Raw genomic sequence first — 16,827 nt, forward strand, 5'->3', positions numbered from 1 at the left:
CCCGTTTACGGGGAGAAGGTGGCGGCAGCCGGATGAGGGGCTGGTCTCGCCGACCTTACCGCTCCCAATCTTCCTTTGAAGACTTCTGGCCGTTGCCGATGCGGCGTTCGAGTTCGGTTGCCTCGGTTTCGGAGAGGCGCAGATCGAGGGTGATTGTGCCGTCCTCATTGTCCTCGCGGCCGTCGACGATCGCGTGGTCGTAAAGCCAAGGCAGCAGCGCCAGCTTGTCGACCGGAAGGCGGATCGTTGCCACGGTCATTACGCCGGACAGCCTGCGGCTGATCTCTTCCATCAGCGTATCGACGCCCTCGCCGCTGACGGCGGAAACCGCCACCACGTTGCTGGCGCCGGCCGATTTCTGCACCATGGTGTCGTGCACCTCGGGCTCCAGCCGGTCGATCTTGTTCCAGACCTCGATCAGACGCTTTTCGGCTTCGGCCTCGTCGATGCCGAGATCGTTCAGGATGCGCATCACGTCGGAGCTCTGCGCCTGGTTGTCGGCATCGGACATATCGCGGACATGCAGGATGAGATCGGCTTCCAGCACCTCTTCCAGCGTCGCCCGGAAGGCGGCGACCAGATGGGTCGGCAGGTCGGAGATGAAGCCGACGGTGTCGGACAGGATGACGGTGCGGCCGTGCGGCAGTTTCATGCGCCGAAGCGTCGGGTCGAGCGTGGCAAAGAGCATGTCTTCAGCCAGCACGCCGGCGCCGGTGATACGGTTGAACAGCGTCGACTTGCCGGCATTGGTGTAGCCGACCAGCGCCACGATCGGATGCGGCACCTTGCGGCGCTTGGCGCGGTGGAGCTGGCGGGTGCGCACGACCTGCTCCAGCTCGCGTTCAAGCTTGATGATGCGGTCCTGCAGCATCCGCCGGTCGGCTTCGATCTGGGTTTCGCCGGGGCCGCCCATGAAGCCGCCGCCGCCGCGCTGGCGTTCAAGGTGGGTCCAGCTTCGCACCAGACGGCCCTTCTGATAATTCAGATGGGCGAGATCGACCTGCAGCGTGCCTTCCTTGGTGGAGGCGCGGCGGCCGAAGATTTCGAGGATGAGGCCCGTCCGGTCGATGACCTTGGCGTTCCATACCTTTTCGAGGTTGCGCTGCTGCACCGGCGTCAACGGATGATCGACGATGACGAGCCCGGAATCGCGCTCGTCGAGCAGCGCCTTGATCTCCTCGATCTTGCCGGTGCCGAGCAGTGTGGCCGGTCTCGGATCGTTGACCGGGACGATAGAGCCGTTGACGACATCGAGGTCGATCGCCTGGGCAAGGCCCGTCGCCTCTTCGAGCCGGCTTTCCGGTGTGCGGGTCGAGGCCGATTCGCCCTGGCCGCCGCGACTGCGCGATTTCAGAACCGGCACGACGACAGTCGCGCGCATGTCGTCCCTGTGCTTGGCGGCCTCAGGGATGATCGAATCGTTCTTGGTATCGCGTGTCGAAATGACGGCTGATCCTGTTAGGACGCTGCTTCTTCGCTCTCGAACATCTGCATGGGCTGGCCCGGCATGATCGTCGAGATCGCATGCTTATACACGAGCTGCGAATGGCCGTCACGGCGAAGAAGAACACAGAAATTGTCAAAAGACGTAACAACGCCCGTGAGTTTCACGCCGTTGATCAGAAAGATTGTCAGGGAAATCTTTTGCTTGCGAACAGTATTGAGAAATAAGTCCTGAAGATTCTGAGAACGTTCCGCCATCGCGCCGCTTCTTTCTTTATTGCCGACCTGATCTGGCCGGTAGAATATCAATCAACCTCACCATGCAAAGACCGGTGGCATCCTCATTCCACCTGTCCAGCAAATCTTGGTATCAAATCGCAATCTTTTCCGCAACGTCGAAAAAGGCCTCGCGGACTTTCTGCGAAACGCTGCCCGGATGGCCGTTGGCAATGGCCTGGCCATCGACGGAAACGACCGGAAAACAAATGCTTGTGGCTGCAGTGAGGAAGACCTCGCGGGCTGCGAGCATCTCCGAAACGGAGAAGTTCCGCTCGGCGATCGTCAACCCCAGCTTGGCTCCGACATCGATCAGAGTGGTGCGGGTAATGCCGCGCAGAATGCCGTGTTCGGCCGGGCGTGTGACCAGCGTTCCGTCCGGATCAACGATCCAGACATTGGTCGCCGCCCCTTCCTTCACCATGCCGTCGCCGTCGACATAGATCGCTTCCTGGGCGCCGGCCTCCTTGGCCTGCTGGCGGGCCATGGCATTCGGCAGCAGGCCGACGGACTTGATATCGACGCGGTCCCAGCGATTGTCGACAAGGGTGATAGCCTTGATGCCGTTGGCGTTCTTGGCGGCGATGATCCTGGCATCGGTGCTCTTGGCGGTGATCACGAGTGAGGGCGGCGTTCCCTCGGCCGGAAAGACGTGATCGCGGCGGGCGACGCCGCGTGTCACCTGCATGTAGAAAAGCCCGTTGCGGACATGGTTGCGGCGCAGCGTCTCGCGAATGACCTGCGTCAGCGCCGCCCGGCCCATCGGCCAGGCGATGCGCAACTCACTAAGCGAACGGTCGAGACGGTTCAGATGGCGCGTGAGGTCGACGATATAGCCGTGGCGCACTTCGCAGACCTCGTAGACGCCATCGGCAAACTGGTAGCCGCGATCCTCGATATGCACGCTGGCATCGGAATGCTTGACGTAACGGCCATTCACATAGGCAATTCTCGGCATGGGAAACCTGGTCTTCCGGGAAGCAATATAGGCGGCGGCGCGGGGTCGGCCGCGCCGGAAACGATCAGACGCCGAGCGACTTCAGCTTGCGGTGCAGCGCCGAACGCTCCATGCCGACGAATTCCGCGGTGCGCGAGATATTGCCGCCGAAGCGGTTGATCTGGGCGATCAGATAGTCCTTCTCGAACATCTCGCGGGCTTCGCGCAGCGGCAACGTCATGATGTGATAGTCGTTCTTGGCGGACACCTTCGGCAGCATGTCGCCGAGATCGGTCGGCAGCATGTCGGCGGTGATCGGCGCATCCGGGCCGTCGGTGCGGGCAAGGATCATCAGCCGCTCGATATTGTTGCGCAGCTGACGGATGTTGCCGGGCCAATCATGCGCCTGCAGCACGGCCATGGCGTCGTCGCCGATGCGGCGCGGACGGATGCCGGCCTGCTCGGAAATCTGGCGCATCAGCTGGTCGACAAGGAAGGGAATGTCCTCGCGCCGTTCGGCAAGTGCGGGCACACGCACCGGCACGACGGCAAGGCGATGGTAGAGATCCTCGCGGAACCAGCCCTCGGCGATGCGGCTCTCGAGATTATAGGCCGTCGAGGAGATGATGCGAACATCGACCTTGACACGCTTGGAACCGCCGACCCGCTCGAACTGCTGGTCGACCAGGACGCGGAGGATCTTGTTCTGCGTCTCGCGCGGCATTTCGCCGACTTCGTCGAGATAGAGGATGCCGCGATGGGCTTCCTCGAGCGCGCCGATCTTGCGCGCCTGGCCGGGCGTGCCCTCGGTGCCGAACAGCGCCACTTCCATGCGTTCGGGCGTGATGTTGGCGGCGTTGATCGCAACGAAGGGGCCGTTGGCGCGAGCCGACTTCTTGTGGATCATCCGCGCCACCAGCTCCTTGCCGGAGCCCGACGCGCCGAGGATCATGATGCGGCTGTTGGTCGGTGCAACCTTCTCGATCGTCTGGCGCAGCTGCGAAACGGCAACCGATGTGCCGATCAGCTCCAGCGCGTCCCCGGTGCGGCGCTTCAGATCTGAGACCTCGCGCTTCAGCTTCGAATTCTCCAGCGCGCGTTCGGCGATCAGGATCAGCCGGTCGGCCTTGAAGGGCTTTTCGATGAAATCGAAGGCGCCGCGCTTGATCGCCGAGACGGCGGTCTCGATGTTGCCATGGCCTGATATCATCACGACGGGCAATTCCGGATGGCGGGTCCTGATCTCGTCGAGCAGTGACAGACCATCGAGCTTGCTGCCCTGCATCCAGATATCGAGGAAGATCAGCCGCGGCACGCGATCGGAAATCGCCGCCAGTGCGCTGTCGCTGTCGTGGGCCGTGCGCGTCTCGTGCCCTTCATCCGAGAGAATGCCGGAAACGATCTCGCGAATATCGTGCTCATCGTCGACGACGAGAATATCAGAGGCCATAAACGCTTTCCTTGTCATTGGCTGCGGGGGCAGAAGACGTCGGATCCAGGCGTGGCAGATGCACGCGGATCATGGCTCCTCTTCCCCGGTCAAAATCGGCGGGCGCATCATGCAGCTCGAGCTGCCCGCCATGTTCCTCGATGATCTTCTTGACGATGGCGAGGCCGAGGCCGGTGCCCTTCTCGCGCATCGTCATATAGGGTTCCAGAATGCTGTGGCGGTTCTCCACCGGCAGGCCGCGGCCATTGTCGATCACGTCGACGGTGAAGCGGTCGCGGCCGGTATCGAGTGCGGCGCGGACGAGAATCTTGCGTTCGTCCCGCTCGTCGCTCGGAACGGCCTCGATCGATTCGACGGCATTCTTGATGAGATTTCCGAAGGCCTGGCCGAGCATGCGGCTGTCGAACAGGCCCTCCAGCGGCTGGTCGCCGAAATCCTGCTCGAAGGTGACGTGATGGTTGCCCATCTCACGCAGGAAGATCGCGTCGCGCAGGATATTGCGCAGGTCGCTCGGCTCCTTGGTCGGCTTCGGCATGCGGGCAAAGGCGGAGAATTCGTCGACCATGCGGCCGATATCGCCGACTTGGCGGATGATGGTATCCGTGCACTGGTCGAAGACGGTCCGGTCACCCGGGTCGATCTGCTTGCCGTAGCGGCGCTGGATGCGCTCGGCGGAAAGCTGGATCGGCGTCAGCGGGTTCTTGATCTCATGGGCGATGCGCCTTGCCACGTCGCCCCAGGCGGTCGAGCGCTGGGCGATGACGAGATCGGTGATGTCGTCGAGCGTGATCACGTAGGATTCGCTCATGTCGCGCACTTCCTCGCGGGTAACCTGCACGCTCAGCGTCCTCACCGTACCGCCGCGCACGAGGGCGATCTGCTTGCGGAAATCGCCGCGATAACGCACCGCCGCCTCGGTCAGCACGTGATCGACCTCTGGCGCGATGTCGACCAGCTGCTTTCCGAGCATCTCGTCGGCCGACAGCGACATCAGCGTTTCGGCCGAACTATTGACGATGGCGATGCGGCGGTCCTGCTCGACGCCGATGACGGCGGCGGTGACGCCCGACAGCACCGCCTCGATGAAGCGACGGCGGTCATCGACCTCGTCCTTGGCCTCGAGGATCTCGTCGCGCTGGGTGCGGATTTCCGAGATCATCTTGTTGAAGGTGCGCGAGAGATTGGCGACGTCGCCATCGACGGCATGCACCGGCACGACGATATCCATATTGCCCGATGCAACGCTGTCGGCGGCGGTGATCAGCAGGCGGATCGGCCGGACGATGCGGTCGGCGACGGCGATTGCGGTCCAGATCGCCGCCAGGAGCACGATCAGCGCGAAGCCGATATAGAGCACGGCAAAGGCGACCTGCAGCGAGAAGCGGTTGGCCTCCATCGAGCGGTATTCGGTGGCGTTCTCCTCCATCATCCGCATGGCGCCCATGACCTTGGGATCAACGGCGCGCACCGTATAGAGGAAGGTGCCCTGGATGGCGTCGAGCTTGATGATGGCGCCGACGAGATTGGTAACGCCGGGCGGGATCAGCGTCGGCTGGCCGGCGGCGGCCTTTTCCAATGCGTCCTGCGGAATGGCCGGCAGCGGCTTTTCGGTGGCGATATCGGCCTGGACGATCACCGAGCCGTCGCGCTCCACGAGGAAGGCGCCGAGCAGGCCGCGCCCCCTCGCCTGGCGGGTCATCAGGTCGGCAAAACCCGTCCTGTCGAGGCTGTAGAGCGCGCGGTTGCGCTCCAGGTCGTTGGCCATGGAGACCGTCTGCCCCTGCAGGTAGCTGGCATTCTCCATCATATAAGCCTGGCCGATATTGCGCGACGAGCTGACGATCGACTGGGTGCGCAGGGCAAACCAGCGGTCAAGACCGGCATTCAGCGTGATGCTGGCAAAGATGGCGACGAGGATCGCCGGCGTGATCGCCACGATCGAAAAGAGCACGACGATGCGGATATGCAGGCGGGCTGCCGCACGGCCGCGGGTGCGCGCCTTGAGCAGCCTTGCCACCTCGCGGCCGATCAAGGCGAGCAGCGTCAGGACAAAGAAGGAATTGACGATCACCGAGGTGATGACGACATGCGAGGTCGGGGCGATCGGCGTCAGACCGAGCAGCACGAACAACGTCGCCGTGGCGCAGAGAAGCGCGCCGCCGGCGAGCACGAGGCCGGGCACGGCAAAAAGGGCGCGGCGGTCGGTCACCGTCGTCACCGTCTCGCCCGCCGCCGCCGGCGATACCCCATCCTGCGTCATTCGGCCTCTCTTCAGGCGGCACCCGCCGCCCTCGCCATCCGATCGAAAACCAAGCAACGCCGGCTTAAAAAAGCCAGCGCCGTAACGACTCGATCGGGAGCGAATGTCCAAAACCCTTGCGTGACCTTTAAGCAACGCATTGTGGCGAAAATGCAACGCGTGTCGTCACATTGTCAAGCCGTGCTTCCCTCGGCGAGCCTTAATCTGACCCGTCGAGGGAAGTTGTTTCACCTGAAGCGCGTCGCAATCTTTCAGATCGCTCCTCGCGCTTTAGGTCTTTGTTTTTACGCATGTCGTTATCGCGCGACATGCTTTAGAAGCGACGTGGTCCTTCCGGTTTATTTCCGACGATCGTGTCGATCCGGTCCAGCACGTCAGACGTCATCTTCTCTCGGTGTGAGAGGGCTGCGAGATTGTCCTGCAGCTGGCTGGCGCGCGACGCTCCAAGAATGACGGTCGAGACGTTGCGGTTGGCGAGGCACCACAAAAGGGCGAGATGCGTGATCGATATCCCGATCTCGTCCGCCAGCTTTGCAAGCTCGCCGACTTGTTTGAGCTGGGCGCGGCCGGCATCGCTGGACCATTTTTCCTTCAGCCATTCATAGCCCGGCAGGTTCATACGGCTGTCGGCCGGCACGCCGTCATTGTATTTGCCGGTCAGGACGCCCGAGGCGAGCGGTGACCAGATCGTGGTGCCAAGGCCGATCAGGTCATACAGCGGCAGATAGTCAGACTCGACCTTCTGGCGTTCGAAGATGTTGTACTGCGGCTGCTCCATGGTCGGCGGCGTGATGCGCAGGTCGCGGGCAACGGCGTAGGCTTCCGTCAACTGCTGCGCCGACCATTCCGACGTGCCCCAATAGAGCACCTTGCCCTGGGCGACGAGATCGTGCATCGCCCGGACCGTTTCCTCGATCGGCGTGTCGATATCCGGGCGGTGGCAGAAGTAAAGGTCGAGGTAGTCGACCTGAAGCCGCTTGAGTGCTGCGTGGCAGGCGTCGGTCACATGCTTGCGCGACAGGCCGCGCTGCGTCGGCTTCTGGCCTCCCCAGAAGACCTTGCTGGAGACGACGAAGCTGTCACGACTCCAGCCGAGCCTGCTGAGCGCCTCGCCCATCACGATCTCGGATTTGCCGCTTTCATATCCTTCGGCATTGTCGAAGAAGTTCACCCCGTTGTCATAGGCAAGCTTCATGAGGTCGACGGCGTCGCCTCCATTGACCTGCTTGCCGAACGTCACCCATGAGCCGAAGGAGAACTCGCTCACTTTCAGGCCCGACTTTCCCAAACGTCGATATTCCATCATGCAACTCCCGCAAATTATGAATATGTACCGGCCTGTCACCGGGGTCGGCGTCGCCCGATTGATCGACGACCGATTCGCGTAATCTATGGCATGCGCAACGATATGCGAGGCTCAGCCCGCCAAGTTCACCGGCATAGAACAAGATGTCGCAGTTCCCGTCAGCCCCCGACCGTAAAGAAAATGGGCGCTCCACGACATCAGTCGGAGCGCCCGTGGCATGCGATCGACGACGTTTGCGGCGGAGGTCGACGGCAGCAACGGCAGAATGATGAGATTCGGAACGGATAGGCAACATGCGATTGGAATCTGCGACATTATCGACCGCTGATTGATCCTGTCGTCCACCGGATATCCACAGCTTATCCACAGGCACGGCGACGACGACCGCAGCAACTTCAATGACATTCGCCTGGCGTCAAATCACTCCTCACAAATGCTTATGTGACTGTTGAATGACACCGCATTTTTGTTTGTCTGCTTGGATATAAACCGCGACTTCGCTCAGATAGGCTCACCTCTCCTCCCGACCGTGGCGGCGGACGCCGGGAGGGGTGGGCGGTGGGCAAACATGAGGGCCCGCCGCCTTCTTTTCATCGCGCCCCGAGCAAGCTCAGGCGATGCGGGAACTCCTGTAGACCGAGACGCCAAGTTCCCTGATCTTCTTGCGCAAGGTGTTGCGGTTGAGACCGAGAAGATCGGCCGCCTTGATCTGGTTCTTAACGGCCGTACGTCATCCGCTCGCGCCTCGACAAAAGCTGGTTCAATGCGGCCGGAGGCAGAAAAGCCCTCCATCCGCATTGACGTGCCGCGCCACGCGACGTGCAACTTGGCTTACTGTGCGTGTTGCTTGCGCATGGCCTCGGCGATTTGTGCCTTGACTGCGTCTATTCCGAAGCTTGCGCCCTTCTGCATCGGCGGAAATTCAATGGCAGTCTTCGCCAGCTCTTCAACTTTTTGCTGAACGAGGACGAAACGCCAGAATTCGAACTTGTACCATTCAAAGTATTCTTGTGAACCAACGTTACCCTTGAAAAAGGCCGTACGCTCGAACGGATCAAGGCGCAGGTTTACAACGGTCGGCACGTCCAATTTCACCGTGCTGCCTATCCAACCGTCCGGCTGCTCCATGAACGTGTATTTATAGTCATCAATCCGGGCCGCCCCGAGCACGCTTTCGGCGAAATACCAGATTTCATGACGGTTCGACGGGCCAGTTCCGGTGATCATGCTGGTCTGATCATAGCCGTCCAGGTGAACCTTGTAGGTCTGGCCATTGAGTTCCTTCCCCGCTTTCAACTCGACGGCGATATTGGTGCTTCCAGCGGCGGCCGCAAGGGTGGGGAACCAGTCGAGGCCGGACATCAGCCCATTGCAAATCGAACCGGTAGGAACGTGCCCCGGCCAGCGGACCATTGCGGGGGCGCGGAAGCCGCCTTCGTATGTCGTGCCTTTTCCGCCGAAAAATGGTGTCTGACCACCATCCGGCCAGGTGAAGTTTTCGGTGCCATTGTCAGTCGTGAACACGACGATCGTATTCTCATCGTCGCCCATTTCTTTCAGTTTCTGCATGGTATCGCCAACAATGTCGTCAAGCTGCGCCATCCCTGCTTCATGGATGGTCCAACCATTCGCGGAATTACGCATCTTCTCGTACTTTTCCGATAGATGAGTAACAATGTGCATCCGTGTCGGGTTGAGCCAAAGGAAGAACGGCTTGCCATCGGCCTTGGCCCTGTCGATAAACTTGAAGGAAAGATCGCGAATCTCGTCGTCGACCGTCTTCATCCTTTCCGGATAGAGCGTGCCAGCATCTTCAATCTTTTGTTTGCCGACCTTGCCCCATCGCGGCATTTCCGTGGGGTCATCGGTTTCCGTGGCCCAGGAATGGACCATGTTGCGCGGGCCGACTACGTTCAGCAGTTCCTGCGGATAGCCCGGATGCGCGGGGTCTTCCATCGCATCAAGATGATAAAGATAGCCGAAAAACTCATCGAAGCCATGAACCGTTGGCAGAAACTCGTTGAGATCGCCAAGATGGTTCTTGCCGAACTGTCCCGTGGCGTAGCCCAGAGACCTCAGCACGGTGGCAATGGTTGGCGCCGCAGCAGGAAGGCCGATGGGCGAGCCTGCCTGGCCAACCGTGGTCATGCCAGTTCGAACCGGAAGCTCGCCGGTGATGAAGTTCGCTCGCCCTGCGGTGCAGCTCGCCTCGGCGTAGTAGTCGGTAAAGAGCATCCCCTCTGCCGCAAGCCTGTCGAGATGTGGGGTACGACCGGCCATCATGCCGCGATTGTAAGCGCCGATATTCCAGATGCCGACATCATCGGCCATGATGACTACTATGTTGGGTTTTTTGCCCGTGGCTTGAGCCATTGCATTCCGGCTCATGGTGGTGCTCGCAGCCGTGCCAATCGCCGACATGGCGAGCAAAGATCCGCCGGTTAGCAAGATATCCCGCCTCGTTGGAGTCGCGTTCTCTGTCATGCCCATTTCTCCCTTTTTTGGTCAGGCGAAGCAAAGCTCAACACTGCAACGGATGCTGAATACGGTCCGACCGAGGTTCTCGAATGCTCTTGAGATAGCCGAGCGAAAGTGCATGCCGCGTTGAGAATAACAGGGCCTGTCGGCTTGCCTGGACGCGTACATAAGGCATAACAAATATAAGGAGAGCAAGTATCTTACGGTAACCTACAGGCGAAACCGCCGATAGGCAGGAACCAATGTCCGGGCGACAGTCGTCCAGAAACACCGATAGCGTGAAGGCGACATCGCCCATATCGGAAATCGGTAGCTTGGCTTGTCGGGGTCGCCCCCGACGCGGCGAACTCAGTCATGGCGCAGGCCCTGCGAGGCCCGCGCCTGACGCTGACTAGATTTGCGGCGGCCCAACCTTGACCGTCAGTTTGTCCAGCGTACCCGTGAACCGGAACGGCACCTGGTAGTCGCTGTCGTCGACAGGACTGCGGGTATCCACCCCCACGTCGAAGGACTCGTCGACCGTCACCAGAAACGGGATGGTATGCGGGATCGACTGCTCGGCCACCATCGTGCCATCGACGCTGAGCACACCCTTGCCGCCCTTCCCGTAACCGGGTCCCTCGTAGGTAAAGTCGAAGACGACGCTGTGTTTGCCTGCTGTCAGCGCGGTCTCGCCGGCCCACCGGAAGCGCTCCAGTCCAAGCAGGTTATAGGTGAAGACCGGCTTGCCCTTGAGGAGATAGAGGCCGTAGCCGCCGAAGCGGCCTCCAAGCGTCGCAAGCATTCCGTCTCCGCCGCCCTGCGGGACGTCGACTTCGGCGGTGATCGTGTAGGAGCGGGCCAGCGGATCGGGCGCCGAGGCCGGTGGCAGGCCCGAGAGTTCGCCTGAGTAGACGAACTCGGTTCGGCCAGCGGTGGCGCTTGGCCGCGGCGCGGTGGCACGCGAGATGACGGAGTTATCAAGCGGCAACACCTGGTATTTCGCGGCCTCCACGAGGAAGAGCTGCTGCATATCGCGCAGTTTGTCCGGCTCCTTGGCGGCGAGATCGTTGAACTGCGAGTAGTCCTCGGTCAGGTTGTAGAGTTCCCACTGATAGCCATCGACCACATCGGGCAGTTTGCCGAGTCCCATCAGCCAGGGCGCGGCGGGTGGGGTCGTGGAGGCGATCCAGCCCTCGTGGTAGATCGCGCGATTGCCGAACATCTCGAAATACTGTGTCGTGCGTGCAGAGGGGACGTCCTTGGCGCCCTTGGACCAGGTATAGGCCATGCTGACGCCTTCGATCGGCTTTTGGGCGATGCCGTTCACCGTGAGCGGCGCCTGGATGCCGGTGGCTTCGAGGATCGTCGGCACGATGTCGATCACATGGTGGAACTGGCTGCGGATGCCGCCCTTGTCGGTGATGTGACCCGGCCAAGACATCGCCATGCCCTGTCGGGTGCCGCCGAAGTGGGAGGCGACCTGCTTGGTCCATTTGAACGGCGTGTCGAAAGCCCAGGACCAGGCGACTGACATATGTGGCTCCGTCGTCGGGTCGCCCCAGGCGTCGTAGAATTTCAGCTGGTCGGCGACCGGCATGCTGATGGCCTGGATCGCGGCCAGGTCGAAGGCCGTGCCGATGGCCGTACCTTCGGCGCTGGTGCCGTTATCGCCCTCGATATATATGATCAGGGTATCGTCGAGCTTGCCCTGCTTGCGAACCTCATCGACCACCCGGCCGATCTCGAAGTCGGCATAGGCGACAAAGGCGGCGTAGACCTCCGCCTGACGGGCGAACATCTTCTTGTCGTCTGCCGATAGCGTATCCCATTTCGGAAGGTCATCCGGCCACGGCGTCAGCTGGGTATTCTCCGGAACCACGCCGAGCCGTTTCTGGTTGGCGAGAATCTCGTCCCGCATGGCGTTCCAGCCGCCATCGAACTTGCCTTTGAACTTCTCGATCCACTCCTTCGTCGGATGGTGCGGGGCATGGGTTGCGCCGGGAACATAGTACATGAAGAACGGCTTGTCCGGCGTCGCGGCATTCACCTTGCGCAGATAGTCGATGGCGTCATCGGCCATGCCGGTGACCAGATTGTAGTCGGGCTTGTCGAGCCACGGGTAGATCTGGTCGTGGTTGCGGAACAGCCAGGGCGTCCACTGGTTGGATTCGCCGCCCTGGAAGCCATAGAAATAGTCGAAGCCCATGCCGGAGGGCCACTGGTCGAACGGTCCCGAGGCGGATAGCGCGTAGGTCGGGGTATTGTGGTTCTTGCCGAGCCATGAGGTGGCATAACCGTGATCCCTGAGTATCGAACCGATCGTGCCGTTGTTCGGGCCAATAATCGCATCATAGCCGGGATAGCCGGTGGATTGCTCGGCGATCACCCCGAAGCCCGCCGAATGGTGGTTTCGCCCGGTGATGAGAGCGGCGCGCGTGGGCGAGCACAGCGCGGTGGAGTGGAACTGCGTGAAGCGCAGTCCATTGGCTGCGATCTGATCGAGCGTCGGTGTCGGGATAACGCCGCCGAAGGTGCTGGAGACGCCATAGCCGGCGTCGTCGGTCATGATCAGCAGTATATTCGGCGCGCCCTTCGGCGGCACCACCTTGGGTGGCCACCACGGAGTCGAGTCCTTGGCGTCCAGGTTGATGGTTCCGCCGAACGCCGGAGGTGCTGCCGGCAGCGACTGGCCGTTGATCGTCGACGTAGCGCTGGGTGAACCGGTTGCTCCGGTGAGATCCTGGGCGGCGGCGGGAAATGCTGAAAAACAACTGGCGGCGAGAACGGCTAGATAAACGCGCGTATTCATTGTTGATTGCTCCCTTTTGGACCCAAGGTAGAAAGGCAGAGCGAGCAATACTTTCCCGCTCTCAATGATGCTCGCATGCGCCGGCGAGAGTCAGATCGGCTGACATAGCCATCAGCTTAGCGATGACATTGCAGAGAGTGGCAGATTGCTACCAACGCGTCGCGTATATTACTGTAACCTACTATAAGAACTGCGGCTCCGAGGGGTAGTTATATAGGTGAATGGGCGGGGCACGCACCCGTATGTGAACGGCAATAACCTGCGGGAATGACAAAATGACATCCGACGTGCGCGCGACCGACGACGCGGGATTTTCAGGCCTGGTCTGGGTGGCCGGACGAACCTTCACCATGGGATCGAACGAGCATTATCCGGAGGAAGCGCCTGCTCATCCGGTAGCCGTCGACGGCTTCTGGATCGACGCCACCCCCGTCACCAACCGCCAGTTCGCTTCGTTCGTCAAAGCCACCGGACATGTGACCGTCGCCGAAAGGGCACCCCGTGCCGCCGACTATCCTGGAGCGCTTCCTAAAATGCTGCGAGCCGGATCTCTGGTGTTCACGCCGCCAAAAGCCATAGTCGGCCCCGACATTACCCAGTGGTGGTCGTTCAAGTTCGGCGCGGACTGGCGACACCCTTACGGCGGCCGCACCGACATCCGCGGCAAGCTCGATCATCCCGTCGTCCATGTCGCCTATAGCGACGCCATGGCCTATGCGCTCTGGGCGGAAAAAGATCTGCCGACCGAGGCAGAGTGGGAACTGGCGGCGTGCGGCGGCCTTGATGATGCGGAATTTGCCTGGGGCGACGAGTTGAACCCGGAAGGAAAGCTCATGGCCAACACTTGGCAGGGCACCTTCCCTACGCTGAGCACAAAGCCAGCCGGTGCGGACAGAACGTCCCCGGTCGGATCCTTTCCATCAAACGGCTACGGCATCTACGACATGATCGGCAATGTCTGGGAATGGACCTCTGACTTCTGGTCGACACGCCATCCCGAGCCTGCCAGCCATTCATGCTGCATCCCCAGCAATCCCCGCGGAGGCGACGCCGACGCCAGCTATGATCCGCGGCTGCCTGACATCAGGATCCCGCGGCGCGTGCTCAAGGGCGGATCCCACCTCTGCGCGCCGAACTACTGCAAGCGCTATCGTCCCGCCGCCAGACATGCAGAGCCTGAGGACACGTCCACAAGTCATGTCGGCTTCAGATGTGTCAAGCGCGTGTGAGGCGGCGTCATGGTCACATGTCGCGTCGGCGGAACAAAAGCCACCGATTGTGACAAGACCTTTCATGACATATCCTTCGTGGTCCGCAGGTTATGGGCGTACTCCCGTCGATTGCGGTTAGCAGCGGCAGCGCGAAACTGGAGTTCAAGCGTGTCGGACATGCTCTGAACGGCGAATTCCGCTTTCGTTCCCGTTCCTTACTGTAAACTACGTTGCTTCCGCCCTATTCCGGATCATCATGCACCACTTATAACGCGATGCGGCCGCCGGACTTGCAGAGGCCGCCTTGGAGGTAGGATGGATGGATTACGACACACGGTTCGCCAAGCGCATCTTTCCAGCCAGCGCCAAAACCATCGATACATTGGCCGCCCGTGACGATAACTTCCGTGAACTCTGTGCCGACTTCTCCGTTGCAGATGAATTGCGGAGAAAATGGGAAACATCCTCCGCCGCAGAGCGAAATGAGCGCCACGCGGAATGCGTCGAACTCGTGGAAACGCTGCGCAGCGAGATCGAAGCCGCTCTGGAAAGCGCCAGTGTGATCGTGATCAAGCTTCTCCCTCGCCGTTGAGGACCAGACTCCGGCATCAAAGACGGTTACTTCTGATCGGTCAGATAGATGGTCTTCCAGTCGTCCTTCATGTTGACAACCGTCCACCCCTGAGCCTGTGCTTCGTCCAGGCCCTTGTCGAGCTGGCCGATGCTGGACTTCCTGTCATAGGCAAATTCGCGCTTGGCGTCGGTGTGATGCACATAGAGGCAGAAGCGTGCACCAGGACCGCTACACGTCCATTGAAGCATCTGCAGGTCGCCGTCGGAATTGCCAAATGCAGCGATGGGTCGGCGACCGATGAAAGTCTGGATGGCGATCGGTTTGGCCTCCTTGTCGTCATAGAAAAACAGTTCGGGCTGCTTCACAAGGGCGGGCTTTCCGTCGCGCAGCTCGAACTGCAGCTTGCCGCTGCTGCCGATCACCTGTTCGGGTGGAATGCCATAGGTCTTGTCGGCGAAGGTGCGCATGAATTCGTTGCCGCCACCGGAAACGATGAAGGTCTTGAAGCCGTTGGCACGCAAATAGTCGAGAAGCTCCACCATCGGCTGATACGCCATCTCGGTGAACAGCTTGTCCGTCTTGGGGTTCCTGGCTGTAGCAAGCCATTCCTTGACGACCGTTGCGTATTCGTCGGTCGTCAGACCCGCCTGCGTCTCTCCGACGATTGCAAGCAGCGCCGGAGCGCCGCCCGCAAGCGCACTCTTCAGATCGCCTTTCAATACGGACGCGAAAGGTTCCTTCGTCTTCCATTCCGGATGCTCGGGTGCGAGAACCTTGACCTGCTCCAGCGCAAAGAAAAGCTGGAAATAGAGCGGCTGCTCGGCCCAGAGCGTCCCATCATTGTCAAAGGTGGCGATGCGCTCTGCGGGCGGGACGAATTCCGGCGAGCCTTCCTTGGTCACCTTGGCGACGAAGTCGAGGATCGATTGTCTGGCCTTGCCATCGTTCCAGGATGGCAGCGTCTCCGCCGCCTGGACGATCGTGGCCGCGAAAAATGTGGTGCTGACCAACACCGCCGTGAGATAGGCCTGCTTTGGATTGGTGTTCATGATGAACCCTCTGTCGGAAACATGGACCGGCAGGCGAAGCGATGTCCGGCCCAGACCAGCGCCCGTCCGCAACAATATTCGCTCCAAGAGAGCTTTGCGCGTATCATACCGTAGTATCTGTCAGTCCGACGCCGCGGCAGCGGGACGATCACCCGTTCGGCCGTCGGTCGGAAATCGGGTCCGCAACGCGGTCTCCAATGTGACCGTTGGAGCGAACGCGGATCAACAGTGCATACTGTATGTTACTGGCGCGCACGCGATATGCGCCATACCCTCCCCAAATAAAACGGTCCACATCACGCGGAACCGGTGTCGACGATAACGACTACCAGGCACCATTCGCCTTCGACGGCAAGCTGAGCAGCTTGAAGACGGAACTTCAGCCGCGACCTTGGGGCAAGAGGTCCAGCGCAGAGCGCCCCATCGTCAAGGCGGCCCGTGCCGAAAGTGACGTTGACCGGGCCTGGGGATTCTGCGCCATGAACACAGCTCACCGACGCACGCTTCTGACCCTGTTTGCGATCGCAGAAGGTGCGACGGGACTGGGGCTTGTCGTGGCGCCGTCGATCCTCTTCTTTCTGCTGTTTGAGACAAAGCAGGTCGCTTGAGAGGCACCACTGATAGGGCGGATCTGCGGTGCGGCGCTGCTCGCTCTTGCCGCGGCAAACTGGGGTGCGCGTGACGCCGAAGACAGGCAAGGCACCCTGGGGCTCCTCGTCGGAGTGACGCTCTACAATTTCCTGACCACGGCCGTCTTGACCTATTCCGCCCTCGTTCTGGAGATGATCGGCGTCCTGTTGTGGCCTGCGATCCTCTATCACGCGGCGACTTCCCTGTGGTGCTTGCTCGCTATCTGGCGGGCGCGTTAGACCGAGTCGTCGTGGCTCCTTGGGTGGTCATTTACGGCTTTGGCCGCTTTGGGTCGCGGGCTGCTACGAGGCGGCGAAGACGCGATGTCCGCTTCTGCAGTTCACGCGCCTGAAGTCCCCTTCCCTCGATCTGCGAAGTCGTCGAACGGGCCTGATACGGTGCCTTTGATGGACGAGGATCAG

General features: G+C 60.9%; 12 protein-coding genes. 2 read left to right on the forward strand and 10 right to left on the reverse strand.

Going from position 1 to position 16,827, the window contains the following annotated elements:
* Positions 1-55: 55 nt before the first annotated feature.
* The 8 genes from hflX to G9X67_RS13265 form a co-directional block, all read right to left on the reverse strand.
* Positions 56-1,381, reverse strand: a complete 1,326-nt coding sequence (gene hflX, locus G9X67_RS13225) for a GTPase HflX (RefSeq protein ID WP_012757348.1) — start codon at positions 1,379-1,381, stop codon at positions 56-58.
* 77 nt (positions 1,382-1,458) lie between these two features.
* The gene (gene hfq, locus G9X67_RS13230; protein WP_003539403.1) at positions 1,459-1,701 is read right to left on the reverse strand and encodes an RNA chaperone Hfq; all 243 of its coding nucleotides are present in this window, start codon (positions 1,699-1,701) and stop codon (positions 1,459-1,461) included.
* Between the two features lie 112 nt (positions 1,702-1,813).
* Positions 1,814-2,677: a D-amino-acid transaminase gene (locus G9X67_RS13235; RefSeq protein WP_138329568.1), complete on the reverse strand. Its 864-nt coding sequence runs from the start codon at positions 2,675-2,677 to the stop codon at positions 1,814-1,816.
* Positions 2,678-2,741: 64 nt separating this feature from the next.
* Entirely contained in the window at positions 2,742-4,106 is a 1,365-nt protein-coding gene (locus G9X67_RS13240; RefSeq protein WP_003559163.1) for a sigma-54 dependent transcriptional regulator, read from the reverse strand.
* Positions 4,096-6,366 (reverse strand): PAS domain-containing sensor histidine kinase, encoded by a 2,271-nt coding sequence (locus G9X67_RS13245; protein WP_138329570.1) that lies wholly within the window; start codon positions 6,364-6,366, stop codon positions 4,096-4,098. The genes G9X67_RS13240 and G9X67_RS13245 overlap by 11 nt, the downstream gene beginning before the upstream one ends.
* A 313-nt stretch (positions 6,367-6,679) precedes the next feature.
* Positions 6,680-7,669 carry an aldo/keto reductase gene (locus G9X67_RS13250; protein ID WP_138389253.1) on the reverse strand — a complete coding sequence of 330 codons (990 nt, stop codon included), beginning with the start codon at positions 7,667-7,669 and terminating at the stop codon, positions 6,680-6,682.
* Between the two features lie 834 nt (positions 7,670-8,503).
* Positions 8,504-10,162, reverse strand: a complete 1,659-nt coding sequence (locus G9X67_RS13260; protein ID WP_138329573.1) for an arylsulfatase — start codon at positions 10,160-10,162, stop codon at positions 8,504-8,506.
* Between the two features lie 379 nt (positions 10,163-10,541).
* On the reverse strand, positions 10,542-12,941 hold the full coding sequence (locus G9X67_RS13265) for an arylsulfatase (protein WP_138329575.1): 2,400 nt from the start codon (positions 12,939-12,941) through the stop codon (positions 10,542-10,544).
* Between the two features lie 275 nt (positions 12,942-13,216).
* Here G9X67_RS13265 and G9X67_RS13270 point away from each other — a divergent pair, with 275 nt between their 5' ends.
* Together G9X67_RS13270 and G9X67_RS13275 are read left to right on the forward strand one after the other, a co-directional pair.
* Positions 13,217-14,170 (forward strand): formylglycine-generating enzyme family protein, encoded by a 954-nt coding sequence (locus tag G9X67_RS13270; protein WP_138329577.1) that lies wholly within the window; start codon positions 13,217-13,219, stop codon positions 14,168-14,170.
* A 301-nt stretch (positions 14,171-14,471) separates the two neighbouring features.
* Positions 14,472-14,744 (forward strand): hypothetical protein, encoded by a 273-nt coding sequence (locus tag G9X67_RS13275; protein ID WP_138329579.1) that lies wholly within the window; start codon positions 14,472-14,474, stop codon positions 14,742-14,744.
* Between the two features lie 26 nt (positions 14,745-14,770).
* Here G9X67_RS13275 and G9X67_RS13280 read toward each other — a convergent pair whose 3' ends face one another.
* Both G9X67_RS13280 and G9X67_RS13285 read right to left on the reverse strand, forming a co-directional pair.
* Positions 14,771-15,775 (reverse strand): HAD family hydrolase, encoded by a 1,005-nt coding sequence (locus G9X67_RS13280; RefSeq protein ID WP_138329580.1) that lies wholly within the window; start codon positions 15,773-15,775, stop codon positions 14,771-14,773.
* Positions 15,776-16,071: 296 nt separating this feature from the next.
* Positions 16,072-16,596, reverse strand: coding sequence for a hypothetical protein (locus G9X67_RS13285; protein ID WP_171598830.1), 525 nt, complete (start codon positions 16,594-16,596; stop codon positions 16,072-16,074).
* Positions 16,597-16,827: the final 231 nt, after the last annotated feature.

Origin of the sequence: Rhizobium sp. WYCCWR 11152 (genome assembly GCF_013087615.1) — a bacterium.
Taxonomy (GTDB): Bacteria; Pseudomonadota; Alphaproteobacteria; order Rhizobiales; family Rhizobiaceae; genus Rhizobium; species Rhizobium indicum.